We start from the raw sequence: 14956 nt of genomic DNA, 5'->3' as shown, positions 1-14956 counted from the left end.
TCCGCCGGTTGCCCCGTCAGCTCCCGGAACTCTTCACCGGTCTCTCCGGGCCGTCGGCGCTCAGGATATAGTCGTCGGCGGCTGAAAGCGCGTGCTCCATATGCCCTTCGAACACCAGTTCCGGCTCGTTGGGCGCTATGGCGATTTTCGGCATGCCGCCGAAACGCACCGCCTGCGACTGCGCCAGACCGTCGCGCAGGCCGCTTTCCAGAAGATCGAAATAGCGGGTGCCGGGGCCGGTGATGAAGACCGGCATGTGGCCATGCAGGCTGAATAGGCGCGAAAGACCGTTGCCGAGAGCAAGCCCGGCGGTGCGGAAGGCGAACCGCGCCATGCGGGCGCCGGTGCGGGCCGAGGCGGCGATCTTGTCCACCTCGGCGATCGGCACGAATTTCGCCGGTTCCGCCTGCGGCGGAGCTTCGAAAGCAGAGCGCAGGATGGCGTAAAACCCGGAATAGGCCTCAATGCAGCCTTTGGTGCCGCAACGGCACAGTGCACCGTCGGCCAGATGCAGCATATGGCCGAAATTGGGGGCGCTGACCTCGATTGCGCCGCCCGTCGAGCGGGCGATGCCAAGGCCGATGCTGTGGCCGAGCGACAGGGTGACGAGGGCTTCCGGCGCCGGGTTTTCCCGTGCCTGCTCCCGCATCCAGATGGCTTTTGCGGCCAGCAGCGTCTCGTTGTTCAGCGTCACGCGAATGCGGCCGTCCCCGGAAACCAGCCGCTGGAAATCGATCCTTTCGTCACCGAGAACCGGCGACCAGACAAGAGTTGCCGCGGCCGCATCCACCAGCCCCTTGCTGCTGATCGAGACCTGGAGGATATCGTGCCGGTCGATGCGCGAGCGATCGGCAAGTCTTGCGAGGCCGGCGAGGATCGCGCCGCCGAATGTGCCTTTCTCAGCCGCAATCCTCTGTTCGGTGAAGCGGTCCACCAGCTTGCCGGCATAATCGACCAACGAATATTGCACGCTGTCGGAAGAGATGATGACGATGGCGACATGGCAGAAAGCGCCGCGCGGGCCGAAGAGAATGCGTGGCCGGCCGCGGCCGGCAGTCGCGAGCTGCTCTTTCCGCAGAATGAGACCGGCCCGCTCAAGTTCGGTGGTGATGGCGGAGACGGTTGCGGAGGCAAGCCCGGTGAAAGACGACATGTCGGTATGGGAAAGGCTGCCGTGCAGGCGCAGCGCCGCCATCACCGACAGGCTGTTTTTCTGGCGCACCAGTTCCGTACTTGCAATGGCGGACATGGGCTGGGGCATGCTCCCTGAACGGCCTTTTTCCTGTCGTGCTGATCCACTCTGATGGCGCATGCCAGAGCGAAGATCAAGGCACCCGGATGCTGCCCGCAGCCGTTGTTGACAGCATGGGGAATCTCTGACATTAATTTTCTCGACTGTCGAGAAAATTGTGAAACCACAGAGACCGGCAGCTTTTTCCGGGCGTTTTTCCTGCATGGAGGTGTGGGGCTTCGCCCTTACCGGGAGGACATCATGAATTCTTTTGCCAAGCTTTTGGCGGGTACAGCCGTACTCGTTTCCCTGCATACCGCGGCTATCGCGGCCGATCTCGTCGTTGGCGTTTCCTGGTCGAATTTCCAGGAAGAACGCTGGAAAACGGATGAGGCAGCCATCAAGGCGGCGCTCGACAAGGCCGGCGCGAAATACATCTCCGCCGACGCGCAATCATCCGCCGCAAAGCAGCTGACCGACGTGGAATCGCTGATCTCGCAGGGCGCCAACGCGCTGATCATTCTGGCGCAGGACAGCGACGCGATTGGCCCGGCCGTTGAAAAGGCCGTTGCCGAGGGCATTCCGGTCGTGGGTTACGACCGCCTGATCGAAAACCAGAACGCCTTCTACATCACCTTCGATAACAAGGAAGTCGGCCGTCTGCAGGCTGCCGAAGTCTTCAAGGTGAAGCCCGAAGGCAATTACGTCTTCATCAAGGGCTCTTCTTCCGACCCGAATGCGGACTTCCTGTTCGCCGGTCAGCAGGAAGTGCTGAAGGCGGCCATTGACGGCGGCAAGATCAAGAATGTCGGCGAAGCCTATACCGATGGCTGGAAGCCGGAAAATGCCCAGAAGAACATGGAACAGTTCCTGACCAAGAATAACAACAAGGTCGATGCGGTCGTCGCCTCGAATGACGGCACGGCCGGCGGTGCAATCGCCGCTCTCGCCGCGCAGGGCATGGCCGGTTCGGTTCCCGTTTCCGGTCAGGATGCCGATTTCGCCGCGCTGAACCGCGTCGCGCTCGGCACGCAGACGGTGTCGGTCTGGAAGGACAGCCGTGAACTCGGCAAGGAAGCGGCAGGCATCGCGCTGGAACTGGCCGGCGGCAAGAAGATGACGGAGATCAAGGGCGTCACGGCCTTTGATGGCGGCCCGAAGAAGGTCACGATGCAGTCGGTCTTCCTGAAGCCGATCGCCATCACCAAGGACAATCTGAACGTCGTCATCGATGCCGGCTGGATCAAGAAGGAAACGGCCTGCCAGGGTGTGAAGGCCGGAACCGTCAAAGCCTGCGATTGATCGAGTAGGTCCCGGTTCGGGCGCTGCGCCATGGTTCATGGCGCGGCGCCTTTAGAGCATTTCCAGGAAAAGTGGGCCCCGGTTTTCCGTTCGGAAATGCGTAAAAACAAAGAGTTAGAGCATTTCCAGGAAAAGTGGAGCCCGGTTTTCCGTCCGGAAATGCGCCAGAACAAAGCGTTGGAGCGTTTTCGCGATTCAGGGAAAAGCGAAAACGCTCTAAGATGTAAGGAGCACCGGCAGTTCATGGCCGATATGACCCAATCCAATTCCACAACGTCGCAAAAGACGGAAAAAACAGGCTCGATAACGCGCTTCATCAACGCCACCGAGCTGGATACCAGGCTGCTCGGCATGGTCGGTGCGCTTCTTCTGATCTGGATCGGATTTCATATCCTGTCCGGCGGGCTGTTCCTGACGCCGCGAAACCTCTGGAACCTCTCCGTGCAGACCGCGTCCGTGGCCGTCATGGCGACCGGCATGGTGCTCGTCATCGTCACCCGCAACATCGACCTTTCGGTCGGGTCGATCCTCGGTTTTTCCGGCATGATCATGGGTGTCATGCAGGCGGAAATCCTGCCGCAGATCCTCGGCTTCGAACATTGGGCCACATGGATCGTCACGCTTATGGTCGGTATTCTCGTCGGCGGCGCCATCGGCATGCTGCAGGGCTCCATCATCGCCTTCCTCAACGTGCCGTCCTTCATCGTCACGCTCGGCGGTCTGCTGGTCTGGCGCGGCGGCACGTGGTTCATCACCAGCGGCCGCACCGTGGCGCCGATGGATTCGACCTTCCGCCTGATGGGCGGCGGCACCAGCGGTTCGATTGGTGCGACATGGAGCTGGATCGCCGCCGTCATCGCCTGCGTCGCCATCATTGCGGCCATCCTGAATTCCCGCCATCAGCGCCGCCGTTTCGGCTTTCCGTTGCGGCCCGTCTGGGCGGAATATTTTCTGGCCGCGCTCGGCTGCCTTGTCGTCATCGGTTTCGTGGCGGTGGTCAACAGCTATCCATGGCCGGTCAACATCGCCCGCAACTATGCCGATGCCAATGGCATCGCCTGGCCTGAAGGCGGTCTGTTCATTTCGCACGGTATCGCCATTCCGGTGCTGATGGCGCTTGCCGTGGGTGCGGTCATGACCTTCATCGCCACACGGCTGCGCTTCGGACGTTATGTCTTCGCCATCGGCGGCAATCCGGAAGCAGCCGAACTCGCCGGCATCAAGACCCGCTGGGTGACGGTGAAGATCTTCACGCTGATGGGCGTTCTGTGCGCCATCGCCGCAGCCATCTCCACCGCCCGCCTCAATGCGGCGACCAATGCCCAGGGCGAGCTGGACGAGCTTTACACCATCGCGGCGGCCGTCATCGGCGGCACCTCGCTTGCCGGCGGTGTCGGAACCATAGCGGGCGCGATGCTCGGCGCGCTCGTCATGCAGTCGCTGCAATCCGGCATGGTGCTGGTGGGCATCGATACGCCCTTCCAGCGCATCGTCGTCGGTGTGGTTCTGGTCGTCGCCGTCTGGCTCGACACCATCTACCGCGCCCGCGCCAAGTAAGAACCGAGGAGAACTCCTATGACGGACCAAGTCACGCCCCTCGTGGAAATGCGCAATATTTCCATTTCCTTCGGCGGTATCCATGCGGTGGAAAACGCCTCTGTCGATCTTTTCCCCGGTGAGGTGGTCGCCCTTCTCGGCCACAACGGCGCGGGCAAATCGACCCTTATCAAAATCCTCTCCGGCGCCTATCGGCGCGATGGCGGCGATATCCTCATCAATGGCGAGGATGCGGATATCCGCAATCCCCGCGATGCCAAGAAATACGGTATCGAGACCATCTACCAGACGCTGGCCGTGGCCGACAATGTCGATGCGGCCGCCAATCTTTATCTCGGCCGCGAGCTGAAGACGAAATGGGGCACGCTTGACGATGTCGCCATGGAAGCCTCGGCCCGCGAGGTGATGGGGCGTCTCAACCCCAATTTCCGGCGGTTCAAGGAACCGGTGAAGGCGCTTTCGGGCGGCCAGCGGCAATCCGTCGCCATCGCCCGCGCCATTCTGTTCGATGCCCGCATCCTCATCATGGACGAGCCGACGGCCGCACTCGGGCCGCAGGAAACGGCGCAGGTGGGCGATCTCGTCAAGGAGCTGAAACGGCAGGGCATCGGCATCTTCCTCATCAGCCACGATATTCACGATGTCTTCGATCTGGCCGACCGGGTCTTCGTGATGAAGAACGGCAAGGTGGTGGGCCATGCCCGCACGCAGGATGTCACCAAGGACGAGGTGCTTGGCATGATCATTCTGGGCAAGGTGCCGACCGGTGCGGTGCCGGGGCCGGGTGCGGTCGCGCTCTGAACTCAGTGAAATAAAGATATAAAGATTTCTTTATGTCTATTGACATCGTGGCACCCGTGGTGAGAAATGCGGGTGTCATGGTTCTCCGGGCTTGTTTGTTCGATCCCGGAGCTAAGAGGGAATCCGGTGCGCCGACGATCGGCAAGACCGGAGCTGCCCCCGCAACTGTAAGCGGCGAGCCTTTGTCCAACACGTCACTGGGGTAAACCCCGGGAAGACGGACAAAGGCGACGACCCGTAAGCCAGGAGACCTGCCAGGACAAAATAACGTCCACGGGCGGGGTGTCCCGGTGGTTGCTGCTATGGTCCGGCACAGGCCGGGCCTGCACGCGTCCGCTTTACCCATGCCCCCACAACCAAATGGGGTATGACAATGCCAGACAAGACCATTCCAGTCGCATCGCTCGGTTTTCCGAGGATCGGACGCCATCGCGAACTGAAGTTCGCGCTTGAAGGCTTCTGGTCCGGCAAGATTTCCGAGACGGAACTGCTCGAAACCGCAGCTAGGCTGCGCGCCGAAAACTGGGCGCTTCAGCGTGAGAAGGGGATTACCCATATCCCGTCCAACGATTTCTCCCTTTACGATCACGTTCTCGATACGGCCGTGATGGTGGGCGCCATTCCATCCCTTTATGGATGGGCGGGTGGGGATGTTTCCCTCTCCAACTATTTCGCCATGGCGCGCGGCAGCCAGAGCGAAGGGCATGCAGGCTGCGGCCATGGGCATGAAGGACATTCGCATCATGGTCAGGGCGTTCCCGCGCTGGAAATGACCAAATGGTTCGACACCAACTATCACTATATGGTGCCGGAGGTTTCAGAGGATCAGCATTTCGTGCTCACCTCGCAAAAGCCGGTCGACCACTTCCTTGAGGCGAAGGCGCTCGGCATCCATACGCGTCCGGTCATTCTCGGCCCGGTCACGTTCCTGAAGCTTGCCAAGGCGCGCGAGGCAGCCTTCAAGCCTCTCGATCTGCTGGCAAGGTTGCTGCCCGTCTATGAAGAGCTGCTGCGTCGCCTGCGCGCGGTCGGTGCCGACTGGGTGCAGATCGACGAGCCGGTCGCCGTGCTCGATCTTTCCGAGGGGGAGCGGCACGCGCTGGCCGTGGCCTATCGGGCTTTGTCGAAGGCCGCGCCGGATCTGAAAATCCTGCTCGCCACCTATTTCGGTGGGCTTGAGGACAATCTCGAAGCCGTCGCATCGCTGCCGGTCGCGGGCCTTCATGTCGATCTGGTGCGAGCACCCGATGCGCTGGAGACGGCGTTGAAGGCTTTGCCGGAAAATCGCGTCCTGTCGCTGGGTGTTATAGACGGCCGCAACATCTGGCGCGCTGATCTCGCCGCAATTATTACCCGATTGGAACCGGTGATCGCGGCACGCGGTGCGGCGGCGTTTCAGATCGCGCCGTCCTGCTCGCTGCTGCATGTCCCGGTCGATCTCGAACTGGAAACCGGCCTCGATGCCGATCTGAAAAGCTGGCTTTCCTTCGCCACCCAGAAGCTCGGCGAACTTGCCACGCTTGGCAGGGCTCTCGGTAAGGGCAAGGCTGCTGTCGCGACGGAACTGGAGGCTGCCTCCAAGGCCGTTGCCGCGCGTGCATCCTCGCCGAAGGTGACGGACGCCGCCGTGCAGAAGCGTATCGCGACGATTGGCGAGGCCGACAGGAAGCGGGTGAGCCCGTTTGCCGAGCGGCAGAAAGTGCAATCGCAGGCCATTGCGCTGCCGCTTTTCCCGACGACGACCATCGGCTCCTTCCCGCAGACGCCGGAGGTGCGCAAGGCCAGATCGGCGCATTCCAAGGGCGCGCTGACGGATGCGCAATATGAAAAATTCCTGCAGAAGGAAACCGAAATGACCATTCGCTGGCAGGAGGAAATCGGTCTCGACGTTCTCGTGCATGGCGAGTTCGAGCGCAATGACATGGTGCAATATTTCGGCGAACAGCTTTCCGGTTTCGCTTTCACCCAGCATGCATGGGTGCAGAGTTACGGCTCGCGTTATGTGCGTCCACCCATTATTTTCGGCGACGTGTCGCGTCCGAAAGCGATGACGGTTCGCTGGTGGGAATATTCGCAGTCGCTCACCGACAAACCCGTCAAGGGCATGCTGACCGGGCCGGTGACGATCCTCAACTGGTCCTTCGTCCGCGACGATATCGCCAGAAGCCTGACATGCCGCCAGATCGCGATCGCCATCCGCGATGAGGTCAATGATCTCGAAGCGGCCGGTGCGCAGATGATCCAGATCGATGAGGCAGCTCTTCGTGAAGGACTGCCGCTTCGGCACCGGGACTGGCAGGATTATCTCGGCTGGGCGGTGGAATGCTTCCGCATTTGCTCCAGCGGCGTGGGCGACCGCACACAGGTTCACACCCATATGTGCTATTCCGAATTCAACCAGATCATCGATGCCATTGCTGCCATGGACGCCGACGTGATCTCCATCGAGACCTCGCGTTCGAAGATGGAATTGCTGGATGCGTTTCGGACCTACAAATACCCGAACCAGATCGGTCCCGGTGTCTACGACATCCATTCGCCGCGTGTGCCGGCGGTTGGAGAAATGGTCGATCTTCTGGCGCTGGCGCGAGAGCGGCTTGACGACCGGCAGCTCTGGATCAATCCGGATTGCGGCCTGAAGACGCGTAAATGGGAAGAGGTCAGGCCGGCCCTGGTCAACATGGTCGCCGCCGCTGCCGAGCTTCGCCGCGCGGTGCTCTGATATGAATGGAGGCCCGGCGAGAACCGGGCCTCCATCACGGCTTCCGCCGGGAAAATGTGGGGGAGGGCATATGAAAGCCTCTCCGGGAGGATGGAGCCAGCCGGACAGGCAGATGAACGTTTCCGGGCCTACGACTGGAGATCGGTGTGGAAACGCTCAATCCCGGCGGATTTACGCCGTTGCGAAAGCGTTCAATGCAGGTCGGCCTGAGCGAAGGCGCCGACATTCAGCTCTGCGCTTACCGGCGGCAGACCCTGCTGATTGATGTCCTGAGCCAGCGACAACAATGCCATCTCCAGGAAATAGGTCGACATGCCCAGTTCCAGAGATTTCGAGCGCTGGCAAAGATAGGAAACCATCCGCCCGAGCGCCAGAATCTCGTCTGCATTGTCCTGTTCAAGTATAGCTGTGGTAGACGCCGCCATGATTCCCTCTCGACAGTCGACAGTATGAAAACGCGATAATGTTGCGTTGTTCATTTTCGACCACATCGAGCGTCACGCGAGCGTCACACCTGCGTCAATCGTCGTTTTTGTCCGCCGGCGCGGCGACGTTTTCCGCCGCTTCAGTGGCGGCGAGCGATGTCACGAGAGCGACGATGCTTCTGCGCACGGCGGCGCTCTTGATGCGCGAAAAGGCCTGGTTGAGCGAAAAGCCTTCATTCGAGGCCACGAAGGTCTGCATGGCATTGATCGTGCCAAGGGCCGGATTGGCCGGGTCGCCATCGGGCGTGGCATTGGCGAACAGGGAGCTGACCTCAACGCCGAGAATCGACGCAATGGCCTGCAGACGGGACGCGCCGACACGATTGGCGCCCTTTTCATACTTCTGGACCTGCTGGAAGGTGATGCCCAATCGCCCGGCCAGCGCACTCTGGCTCATGCCGAGCGACTTGCGGCGCATTCTGATTTGTGCGCCGACATGGACGTCGATCGGGCTGGGTAGTTTGGCGTGCATTACAAATTCCTCCGGTTGAGGTTCTTAAATCCGATGATTATCAATTAATATTGTTGAAGGTATACATTCAACACAATTTCCACGGGTATTATGACGCTTTATTGACGAAATTGCACGATTTTTCGTTCATAATCGCGTGTCCGGGCCGCGATTTATTATTTTTGTTGCACAACGCAACGCACCGTTGCGGCTGGAAAGATGGCTCCATCCGGCCACGCGGATGGTCTGAAAGCCGATTCTGTCCCAAATTTCTCGGTTCATTGCATCGAATTCCTCAAGCGACTCGGTATCGCCGAAATGCGGAATCCAGACGAATGGCCGTTTCTGACCGGAACGTATGACATTTTCAAGAAGGACATTGTTGTAAAGTCTGGGCAGGCATTTGTTGGTGTCGATGGCCGGCGAAAGCGGGATGGGATTTCGTTCGATCGCAAAGCCCTGCCGGGCGAGCCAAAGTACCGAGGCGTCCAGTTTTCTTTTCAGCTCGGTTGCGGCGCGGGCATTGCATCCGCCATGCGCGACAGGGTCGGCAACGAGCAATAGCGGCCGGCCGCCGCTTCTCAGACCGGTGACGGAAACGAACTGGTCAACGTGGAAGCCGCATTGGTGCATTTTTTCGCCGGCAATCTCCGCTCCGCAAGTTTCCATCGCGGAAAAATCGGAGGAGACCGGGATTTTGCCGAGATCTTCCGGCCGATATCCGAAACTGAAGATGTTTCTGCCGTCCAGAGCCTGAATTTTTCGCCACCGCTGCGAAGGGATGGCCGCATTCCTTCCGATCCCCCTGTCATCCTGCAGGCTGGAATGGCCCACCAGTCGAAAATCCGGGCCGACAAGCTGGTTGCCCCCTGCCAAGGCGACATCCGAATGCGTGGTTGCCGCTCCCAGATATTCGGCCAGGCTGACGCCGATGGCCTTCTCCGCCACCAGGACGAATTCCGCCGCAGCATCAACCGCACGCACATGGAACATGTCCTGTATCCATGGATGCGAAATGCTGTCGTTTCCGGCAAGGGGTATCAGCTCGGTGCTGCAAGAGGCTGGCAGGCTGCTAAGCCAGACGCGTGCTGACCCGAGACTGGCTCGATCGGTCACGATAACGGCGGTGATATCTGCAGGCAGGGCCGAGAGCAGATTTCCGATTGGAACGAGCGGTAAAACAGTGTCAGCGGCCCTGTTTTCCGCAAAAAAAGAGGCGGGTAGTGCGAGCGCAATCGTGCGGATCTGCCCGCCGCAATCGGGCATCAGAGGCAGGAGCCGGATGGTGCTCAAGACCTTTTGTCCCCTGCCGCCCGCCTTGCCGCCAATTGCTGGAAAAACATCGTATTCTGAAGCTTCCATGATGGCGGCGGTGGGGATGGCAACATTTCGCCCGTGAGCGTTGCCAGAAGCCTGGCCGCATCGTTTCTTTTGACGGAAACCGCATTCGCCGCGAGCAGATTCGCCGTCTGGGAGCCGAGGCCCGCTTCCGCGGCGATGGCGCGCCATGTCCTGCGGGTAAAATGCAGATTGTTGGCTGCGTGCGTGAGCGCGTCATATTCCTCTGCGACCGTATCGCGGCAGACGGCAAGCGTCGCCTCGGCATCGACCAGCGCGACTGTCAGCGGGCGGTAATCGAGCGCGCTGGGTGCATGGCTCACTGCCACATCGGCATCGGAAAAACGCCGCCCATCCCGATAGGCCTCGAAAATCTCGCCGATGCCGATCATGCCGAAGGGTGCGCATTCCGCCGCCCTGAGCGCCCCCATGCTGGCGGCGCCGAAAACGGTGACGCCGCTCGCCAGTGCAAACAGGATCTCCTTGTGCCAGACGGCGGCGCAATCGCCGTAAAGCCCGTCGATCAGCCCGATTGTTCCGACGCCTTGCCGAACCGCATCGAAAATATCGCCGTAGGCGGCCGGACCGCGAAGATCGAGACCGGATATATGCTCGGCTGCGATGCCGTGGATGGACGGGCCTGCAAAAACCACCGGTTTCATCCGAGGCCCCCGACGGTCAGCAGGTGATCGAGAGTGCGCTGCGAGATGTGTTGCAGGCCGCCGCCGGCCGGAGCAAGGCCGCTTGCCAGAACCCGCACGACATGCAGGCCGGATACCTCCGTTTCCAGCGGAAAGACATAGATATCCTCGATGCCGCCGGCGAACAGGTGTGTCGCAAGCTGACGCCATGGCGGCGAAGACGCGGCGTCATGTATAAAATCGAGATTGGCTGGCACCCTTTCCATCGGCTGCACGCCGGCGGCCGAAGACCCGGCCGCAACCATATCCCGCTGGTAGCGGAGAGGAGAAAGATCGTCCCTCGCGCCGCTGATATCGGTCAATCGCGACTGGATCGCCTCCAGCAAGGCTGCAATGGCAGCGCCATGGATATCAGGCCGGCAGGCGGCGCCCGCGGCGCTGCGGGTGGCTGGCCCGTCCTGTGCCTGAAGCGACCGGGGCAGGCTCGCCATCGCCACCGGCACGCCAAGCCCATTCGTCATGTCGAAGAAGGACGGCGGCAGGCCGATATCCGAAAGGTGCTGAACAAGACCGTCGAAGGAAGGATCGACGCCCGCCGGAATGAGGATCGGTCGCGGTGCGATGGCGCGCGTCTCGAAAGTGTCGACGAGAAAGCAGGCATCGTTTTCAATGAGTTCGAGCAGGGCATGGAGGACCGCATGGTCATGGTCGAACCCCGCCGCGAGCCCTTGGGAACTCATGCGAAAGGCCTGCCGGTCCCATGGGAAATCCACCCGGAAATCCATGCCGACAAGTTCGTAAGGTGCAAAAACCTCCCCCTGCCGGCGAATGGATGTGCCCTTCACCCAGGCGCGTTCTTTTCGCGGATCGAGCGCGTCCGGATCGACCCTGCCAACGGTTTCGAAGGGAATGAGAGGAACCCCTTTGTCCCGCATCTCCTGAACGGAGCTGAAGGCGGCGATATGTTTGCGGGTTTCTTCGGCAACCGCGCCTTCGATCGCCTCCATGATCGCCGATAGCCGGGCCTGTTCCGTGACAAGCCCCTTGCCCTGCGAGACCGACAGCCCGCGCGAATTGGGCCGGGCCGCGAACCAGACGGGAATGCCGATAATATCGAGGCCGGTCACGTCGCCAACACGGGTAATCCCGAACCGCCGAAGCAGTCCGGGATCGAAGAACGAAGCGTCGACATGCCTTGAAGCCGCTGTCGCTGATATGGGAGCATCGGCGCCGGTCAAGGCTGCGAGACCGCGATCAGGGCGCCGTGTTGCTGTCGTCGGCAAGGATGGCGTCGAACAGCTCGCCGGTGACGGAGCCGGCCGGGCCGACAGCCTTCAGGGCCGCTTCGATCGGCGCCTGTACCATGCGGTTGAAATCCCAGCCGGCGTCGTTCACTTCGCCGATGAAGGCGAAATCGGCTTCGGAAACCACGGCACCGCCGGAGACGAGGGCTTCGATGCCCTGAATCTGAACCTGGTCCAGTTCCGCTTCCGGCTGGCCGTTCTGGCGAACGAGCATGGACTTTGCGGCGGCTGCCACGCGGGCATAGCCATCCACGCCGGGATGGCTGGCTTCATAGGCGGCAATCGTCTCATGCGACACGGACGCAACCCTGAGCGGCGCCGTGCGAATGAAGAGAACGCCGAAACCCTTTTTTCCGACAATGAAGAAATGCGAGGACATAGTATCTCCTATTTGATCCCAGCTAATCGAAGTGCGTGATAGAATTTTTCATTCGCTATCGGGTCTCGGTCTGGAGACAGGCTGCTGATCTCCCTCGCCGTCATACCCGGATAGTTTTCCTGAAGCCTGTTGCCGGATTCCCGAGCGGAGGCCAGATCGCCATGCAGCGCGTGGCTTGCGGTGAGGACGCGTAGCGCAGGCTCGTCATTTTCCATCCGCCCGCACAGTTCCACCGCCGTGCCGTAATCCTCGCGCTTGAAAGCGATGCTGGCGCCGGCCCACCAGTAGATGTCGGGCGCCAGCGGATTGAGGTCGATGGCCTGCTGAAACTTCTCCCAGGCGATTTCCGCATCGCCGAAATGAGCGAGCGCATCGGCATGCTGGAGCAGGAGGTCGGCCGAATTGGGCGCCAGCGCCTCCGCCTCGAAGAATTTTTCGGCGGAGATGTCGAAGTCCCGCTGGTAGAGCGCCACCACCGCGCACATCCAGTGGCCCACCCCGAGGGCGGGGTCGATCTCGACGGAAGAATCGGCCTCCGCCTTGGCGCGGTGCAGGAGATGGGGGTCGTTGCCGCCCAGCATCAGCCATTCCAGTTGCAGGCTCTGTGCAACGCGGGCGCGGGCAACCGCCATGCTGTGGTCGAGATCGACGGCCTTGCGGAACATCGAACGGGCTCTTCTGAGAAGCGGCAGATCGCATTTGCCGCGCAGAAGCTGCTGGCCTTCCAGCAATTGCCGGTAGGCCTCGCCGCTATGGTTGCGGTCGGGCTCCACCTGAAGCCGTTCGATTTCGCGGGCAAGCGCCGCCGCCACCTGTTTGGAGAGCAGCCGGAAGGCGGCGTGAATATGCCGTTCGGTCAGGACCGCTTCCAGTGACCAGACGATTTCACCGCTCGCATCCTCGATCAGCGCAACCGACATGCGGGTTTCGTCGAACACGGTCGAAATGATGCGGTAATCCGCCCGCAGCATGGCGTAGCCGTCATCGGCCCGGTCATGCGCCAGCGCAAAGGTGCTGTGCGGCGAAAGGACGGTGAAGGTTCGGTATCGGACAAGGCTGTTGGCGACATCCTCAACGAAGGCATGCATGACCGGCGAGACCGGCTGCCCGTCGACCCGTGCCGGGCGGACGAATGCGACACGCGGTTTTGCCATTGATTTTCGGCGACTGCCTTCTTCCGGCTCGGCGGGGGCCGTTATCGTGGCGGCCAGACTTTGTATTCTCCGCCTCAGCGCCACGGTTTCCGCTTCCGGCGAACGACCCTCCTGACGAAGCTGCTCCATCAGAAGCTGGTACATGCCCTCGCAGGCGCTGATATTTCCGATCCGCGCATAGGCCGCCATGGCGGCGCGGTAGGTTTCTTCGCGCTCCGGTTCGATCTTGCAGGCGCATTCGGCAAGTCTGGCGATGTCGTTCGAGCTGGCGCGACCGAAGCGGGTCAATTCCTCCAGAAGCTGGGTGTAGCTCGAAAAGAACAGGTCCCTGAGACGGCGGCGCTCCGAAAGCAGCCAGAGATAAAGATGGTCCTGCCCGGCCTCCAGCCCCTCCAGCAACTCGCCGCCGAATTCGAGCAGCGCATTGAGCCGCCGCATCGGGTCTTCCGCCCTTGCGCCGGCAAGGAAGATGGCAAGGTCAGTGCGCTGCGCCAGCTTGCCGGCCTTCAGGTCGTTTCCTTCGGTCAGAAGGATGGCATCGTCCTCATTGGGCAGTTTCTGCAGGCGGAGAATGAGCTGCCGCAAATTGCCGAGAGCCCTTTTCTGCTCGACATTTTCCCATAAAAGCGATGCGGCATGCTGGCGGGAAAGGGACTGGTTCGGCGCAAGGATGAGGGCGGCGGTAAGGGCGAAGCCCTTGGACGGAAAAAATGCCTCCCGCACCGCATCACAGCGCGGGGTGCCAAAAAGCCGGATCGGTATCAGTTCAGCGTTCCCAGCCACTTTCGTCCCCTCATGAACCATCATCTAACAACGTGTCCGGGAAATTGAAAGTCATCATAGCGTTCCATTTGACGCTGGTGTGACGCGGCCTGCCTATTGTCGCAGACAGAAGCATGAATGACGGGTGGAAAACAGCGGACATGCGACGGGCAGGCATCGGGAATTTTCGACAGTGATAGCGTTTAACGGAAGCTACATGGCCTTCGAGCCGCGTATCGAGCCTTACCAGCGTGCCGACGATGTCGGATATGCGGTCAGTGAATTCATGTGGTTCAAGGGCCGTCCGTTCTATCCGGTCTCGGCGCTGGTCCATGCGAAGGTCGCGCATGCCAGGCTGTCGGCGGAAAAGGGCGACGATGAGGACGAGGATAATCTCGATATTCTCTTTCGCATGCCGCTGGTGGCGGGCGGGCACTTTTTCGAGATCGTGCTGCGTTCGAATGAGGGGACGTCCTACGGCGGCTGGGTGTGGGGAGAAGAACTGGAAATCCTGAATGAATTCGTCAACGGCTATCGCGTTCTGGCGGGCAAGTTCGACGACAGGCTCATCCGGTTCGAATATTCCAGGCGGTTTCAGCGTTACCGGACGATTGAGCCGCTGCCGGTGGAAAAATCCGTCTTCCTGATCCAGCGGGAGGCAAAACCCTATGCGGGCAGGCGTGGTTTGCCGGGAGTCCCGGTGGCCTGACCGCGGGGGGCGCTCTTTGGGTCAACGGGCGGAAGGCATGGATGCGCGTATTGCGGCATGTCCGGTAAAGCGCGGCTTTATCGGAAGTCACCCGGGAATATTTTTATTTTTATTGTGTGG

General features: G+C 60.9%; 13 protein-coding genes and 1 riboswitch. Of the genes, 5 read left to right on the top strand and 8 right to left on the bottom strand.

Going from position 1 to position 14956, the window contains the following annotated elements; all coding sequences use genetic code 11:
* Nucleotides 1-16: 16 nt before the first annotated feature.
* Nucleotides 17-1249 (bottom strand): ROK family transcriptional regulator, encoded by a 1233-nt coding sequence (locus I3J13_RS21640; protein WP_196380184.1) that lies wholly within the window; start codon nucleotides 1247-1249, stop codon nucleotides 17-19.
* Nucleotides 1250-1492: 243 nt separating this feature from the next.
* On the opposite strand from I3J13_RS21640, the gene xylF reads away from it, so the two are divergent.
* The 4 genes from xylF (at nucleotide 1493) to metE (ending at nucleotide 7613) form a co-directional block, all read left to right on the top strand.
* The gene (gene xylF / locus I3J13_RS21635; protein ID WP_059753660.1) at nucleotides 1493-2533 is read left to right on the top strand and encodes a D-xylose ABC transporter substrate-binding protein; all 1041 of its coding nucleotides are present in this window, start codon (nucleotides 1493-1495) and stop codon (nucleotides 2531-2533) included.
* Between the two features lie 243 nt (nucleotides 2534-2776).
* Nucleotides 2777-4090 carry a sugar ABC transporter permease gene (locus I3J13_RS21630; RefSeq protein WP_196380183.1) on the top strand — a complete coding sequence of 438 codons (1314 nt, stop codon included), beginning with the start codon at nucleotides 2777-2779 and terminating at the stop codon, nucleotides 4088-4090.
* A gap of 18 nt (nucleotides 4091-4108) precedes the next feature.
* On the top strand, nucleotides 4109-4891 hold the full coding sequence (locus I3J13_RS21625; protein WP_196380182.1) for an ATP-binding cassette domain-containing protein: 783 nt from the start codon (nucleotides 4109-4111) through the stop codon (nucleotides 4889-4891).
* A gap of 61 nt (nucleotides 4892-4952) precedes the next feature.
* Nucleotides 4953-5164: riboswitch (cobalamin riboswitch) on the top strand.
* 100 nt (nucleotides 5165-5264) lie between these two features.
* Nucleotides 5265-7613 (top strand): 5-methyltetrahydropteroyltriglutamate--homocysteine S-methyltransferase, encoded by a 2349-nt coding sequence (gene metE / locus I3J13_RS21620; protein WP_196380181.1) that lies wholly within the window; start codon nucleotides 5265-5267, stop codon nucleotides 7611-7613.
* Between the two features lie 191 nt (nucleotides 7614-7804).
* Here the strand turns inward: metE and I3J13_RS21615 are convergent, their stop codons facing one another.
* From I3J13_RS21615 to I3J13_RS21585, 7 genes are all read right to left on the bottom strand, one after another.
* The gene (locus I3J13_RS21615; protein WP_020811749.1) at nucleotides 7805-8038 is read right to left on the bottom strand and encodes a hypothetical protein; all 234 of its coding nucleotides are present in this window, start codon (nucleotides 8036-8038) and stop codon (nucleotides 7805-7807) included.
* Nucleotides 8039-8132: 94 nt separating this feature from the next.
* Entirely contained in the window at nucleotides 8133-8570 is a 438-nt protein-coding gene (locus I3J13_RS21610; RefSeq protein ID WP_196380180.1) for a helix-turn-helix domain-containing protein, read from the bottom strand.
* Nucleotides 8571-8696: 126 nt separating this feature from the next.
* The gene (locus I3J13_RS21605) at nucleotides 8697-9842 is read right to left on the bottom strand and encodes a hypothetical protein (RefSeq protein WP_196380208.1); all 1146 of its coding nucleotides are present in this window, start codon (nucleotides 9840-9842) and stop codon (nucleotides 8697-8699) included.
* Nucleotides 9839-10549, bottom strand: coding sequence for a TfuA-like protein (locus tag I3J13_RS21600; RefSeq protein ID WP_196380179.1), 711 nt, complete (start codon nucleotides 10547-10549; stop codon nucleotides 9839-9841). Before I3J13_RS21600 ends, I3J13_RS21605 begins: the two co-directional genes overlap by 4 nt.
* The gene (locus I3J13_RS21595; protein ID WP_196380207.1) at nucleotides 10546-11745 is read right to left on the bottom strand and encodes a YcaO-like family protein; all 1200 of its coding nucleotides are present in this window, start codon (nucleotides 11743-11745) and stop codon (nucleotides 10546-10548) included. Before I3J13_RS21595 ends, I3J13_RS21600 begins: the two co-directional genes overlap by 4 nt.
* A gap of 37 nt (nucleotides 11746-11782) precedes the next feature.
* Nucleotides 11783-12211 (bottom strand): hypothetical protein, encoded by a 429-nt coding sequence (locus I3J13_RS21590; RefSeq protein WP_003520863.1) that lies wholly within the window; start codon nucleotides 12209-12211, stop codon nucleotides 11783-11785.
* An 8-nt stretch (nucleotides 12212-12219) separates the two neighbouring features.
* Nucleotides 12220-14172, bottom strand: a complete 1953-nt coding sequence (locus tag I3J13_RS21585) for an AfsR/SARP family transcriptional regulator (RefSeq protein ID WP_174057939.1) — start codon at nucleotides 14170-14172, stop codon at nucleotides 12220-12222.
* Nucleotides 14173-14344: 172 nt separating this feature from the next.
* Here I3J13_RS21585 and I3J13_RS21580 point away from each other — a divergent pair, with 172 nt between their 5' ends.
* Nucleotides 14345-14836 (top strand): hypothetical protein, encoded by a 492-nt coding sequence (locus I3J13_RS21580; RefSeq protein WP_003520865.1) that lies wholly within the window; start codon nucleotides 14345-14347, stop codon nucleotides 14834-14836.
* The last annotated feature ends 120 nt before the right edge of the window (nucleotides 14837-14956 follow it).

It is taken from the genome of Agrobacterium leguminum (genome assembly GCF_015704895.1).
Lineage (GTDB): Bacteria > Pseudomonadota > Alphaproteobacteria > Rhizobiales > Rhizobiaceae > Agrobacterium > Agrobacterium leguminum.
This window is presented reverse-complemented; position numbering and strand designations above follow the sequence as displayed.

What these genes read in the sequence shown, in the direction of transcription:
- I3J13_RS21615 (WP_020811749.1), bottom strand. Translation starts at nt 8,038, where the DNA reads ATGGCGGCGTCTACCACAGCTATACTTGAACAGGACAATGCAGACGAG.
- I3J13_RS21580 (WP_003520865.1), top strand. Translation starts at nt 14,345, where the DNA reads ATGGCCTTCGAGCCGCGTATCGAGCCTTACCAGCGTGCCGACGATGTC.
- I3J13_RS21590 (WP_003520863.1), bottom strand. Translation starts at nt 12,211, where the DNA reads ATGTCCTCGCATTTCTTCATTGTCGGAAAAAAGGGTTTCGGCGTTCTC.
- I3J13_RS21640 (WP_196380184.1), bottom strand. Translation starts at nt 1,249, where the DNA reads ATGTCCGCCATTGCAAGTACGGAACTGGTGCGCCAGAAAAACAGCCTG.
- I3J13_RS21625 (WP_196380182.1), top strand. Translation starts at nt 4,109, where the DNA reads ATGACGGACCAAGTCACGCCCCTCGTGGAAATGCGCAATATTTCCATT.
- metE (WP_196380181.1), top strand. Translation starts at nt 5,265, where the DNA reads ATGCCAGACAAGACCATTCCAGTCGCATCGCTCGGTTTTCCGAGGATC.
- I3J13_RS21600 (WP_196380179.1), bottom strand. Translation starts at nt 10,549, where the DNA reads ATGAAACCGGTGGTTTTTGCAGGCCCGTCCATCCACGGCATCGCAGCC.
- xylF (WP_059753660.1), top strand. Translation starts at nt 1,493, where the DNA reads ATGAATTCTTTTGCCAAGCTTTTGGCGGGTACAGCCGTACTCGTTTCC.
- I3J13_RS21585 (WP_174057939.1), bottom strand. Translation starts at nt 14,172, where the DNA reads ATGATGGTTCATGAGGGGACGAAAGTGGCTGGGAACGCTGAACTGATA.
- I3J13_RS21630 (WP_196380183.1), top strand. Translation starts at nt 2,777, where the DNA reads ATGGCCGATATGACCCAATCCAATTCCACAACGTCGCAAAAGACGGAA.
- I3J13_RS21610 (WP_196380180.1), bottom strand. Translation starts at nt 8,570, where the DNA reads ATGCACGCCAAACTACCCAGCCCGATCGACGTCCATGTCGGCGCACAA.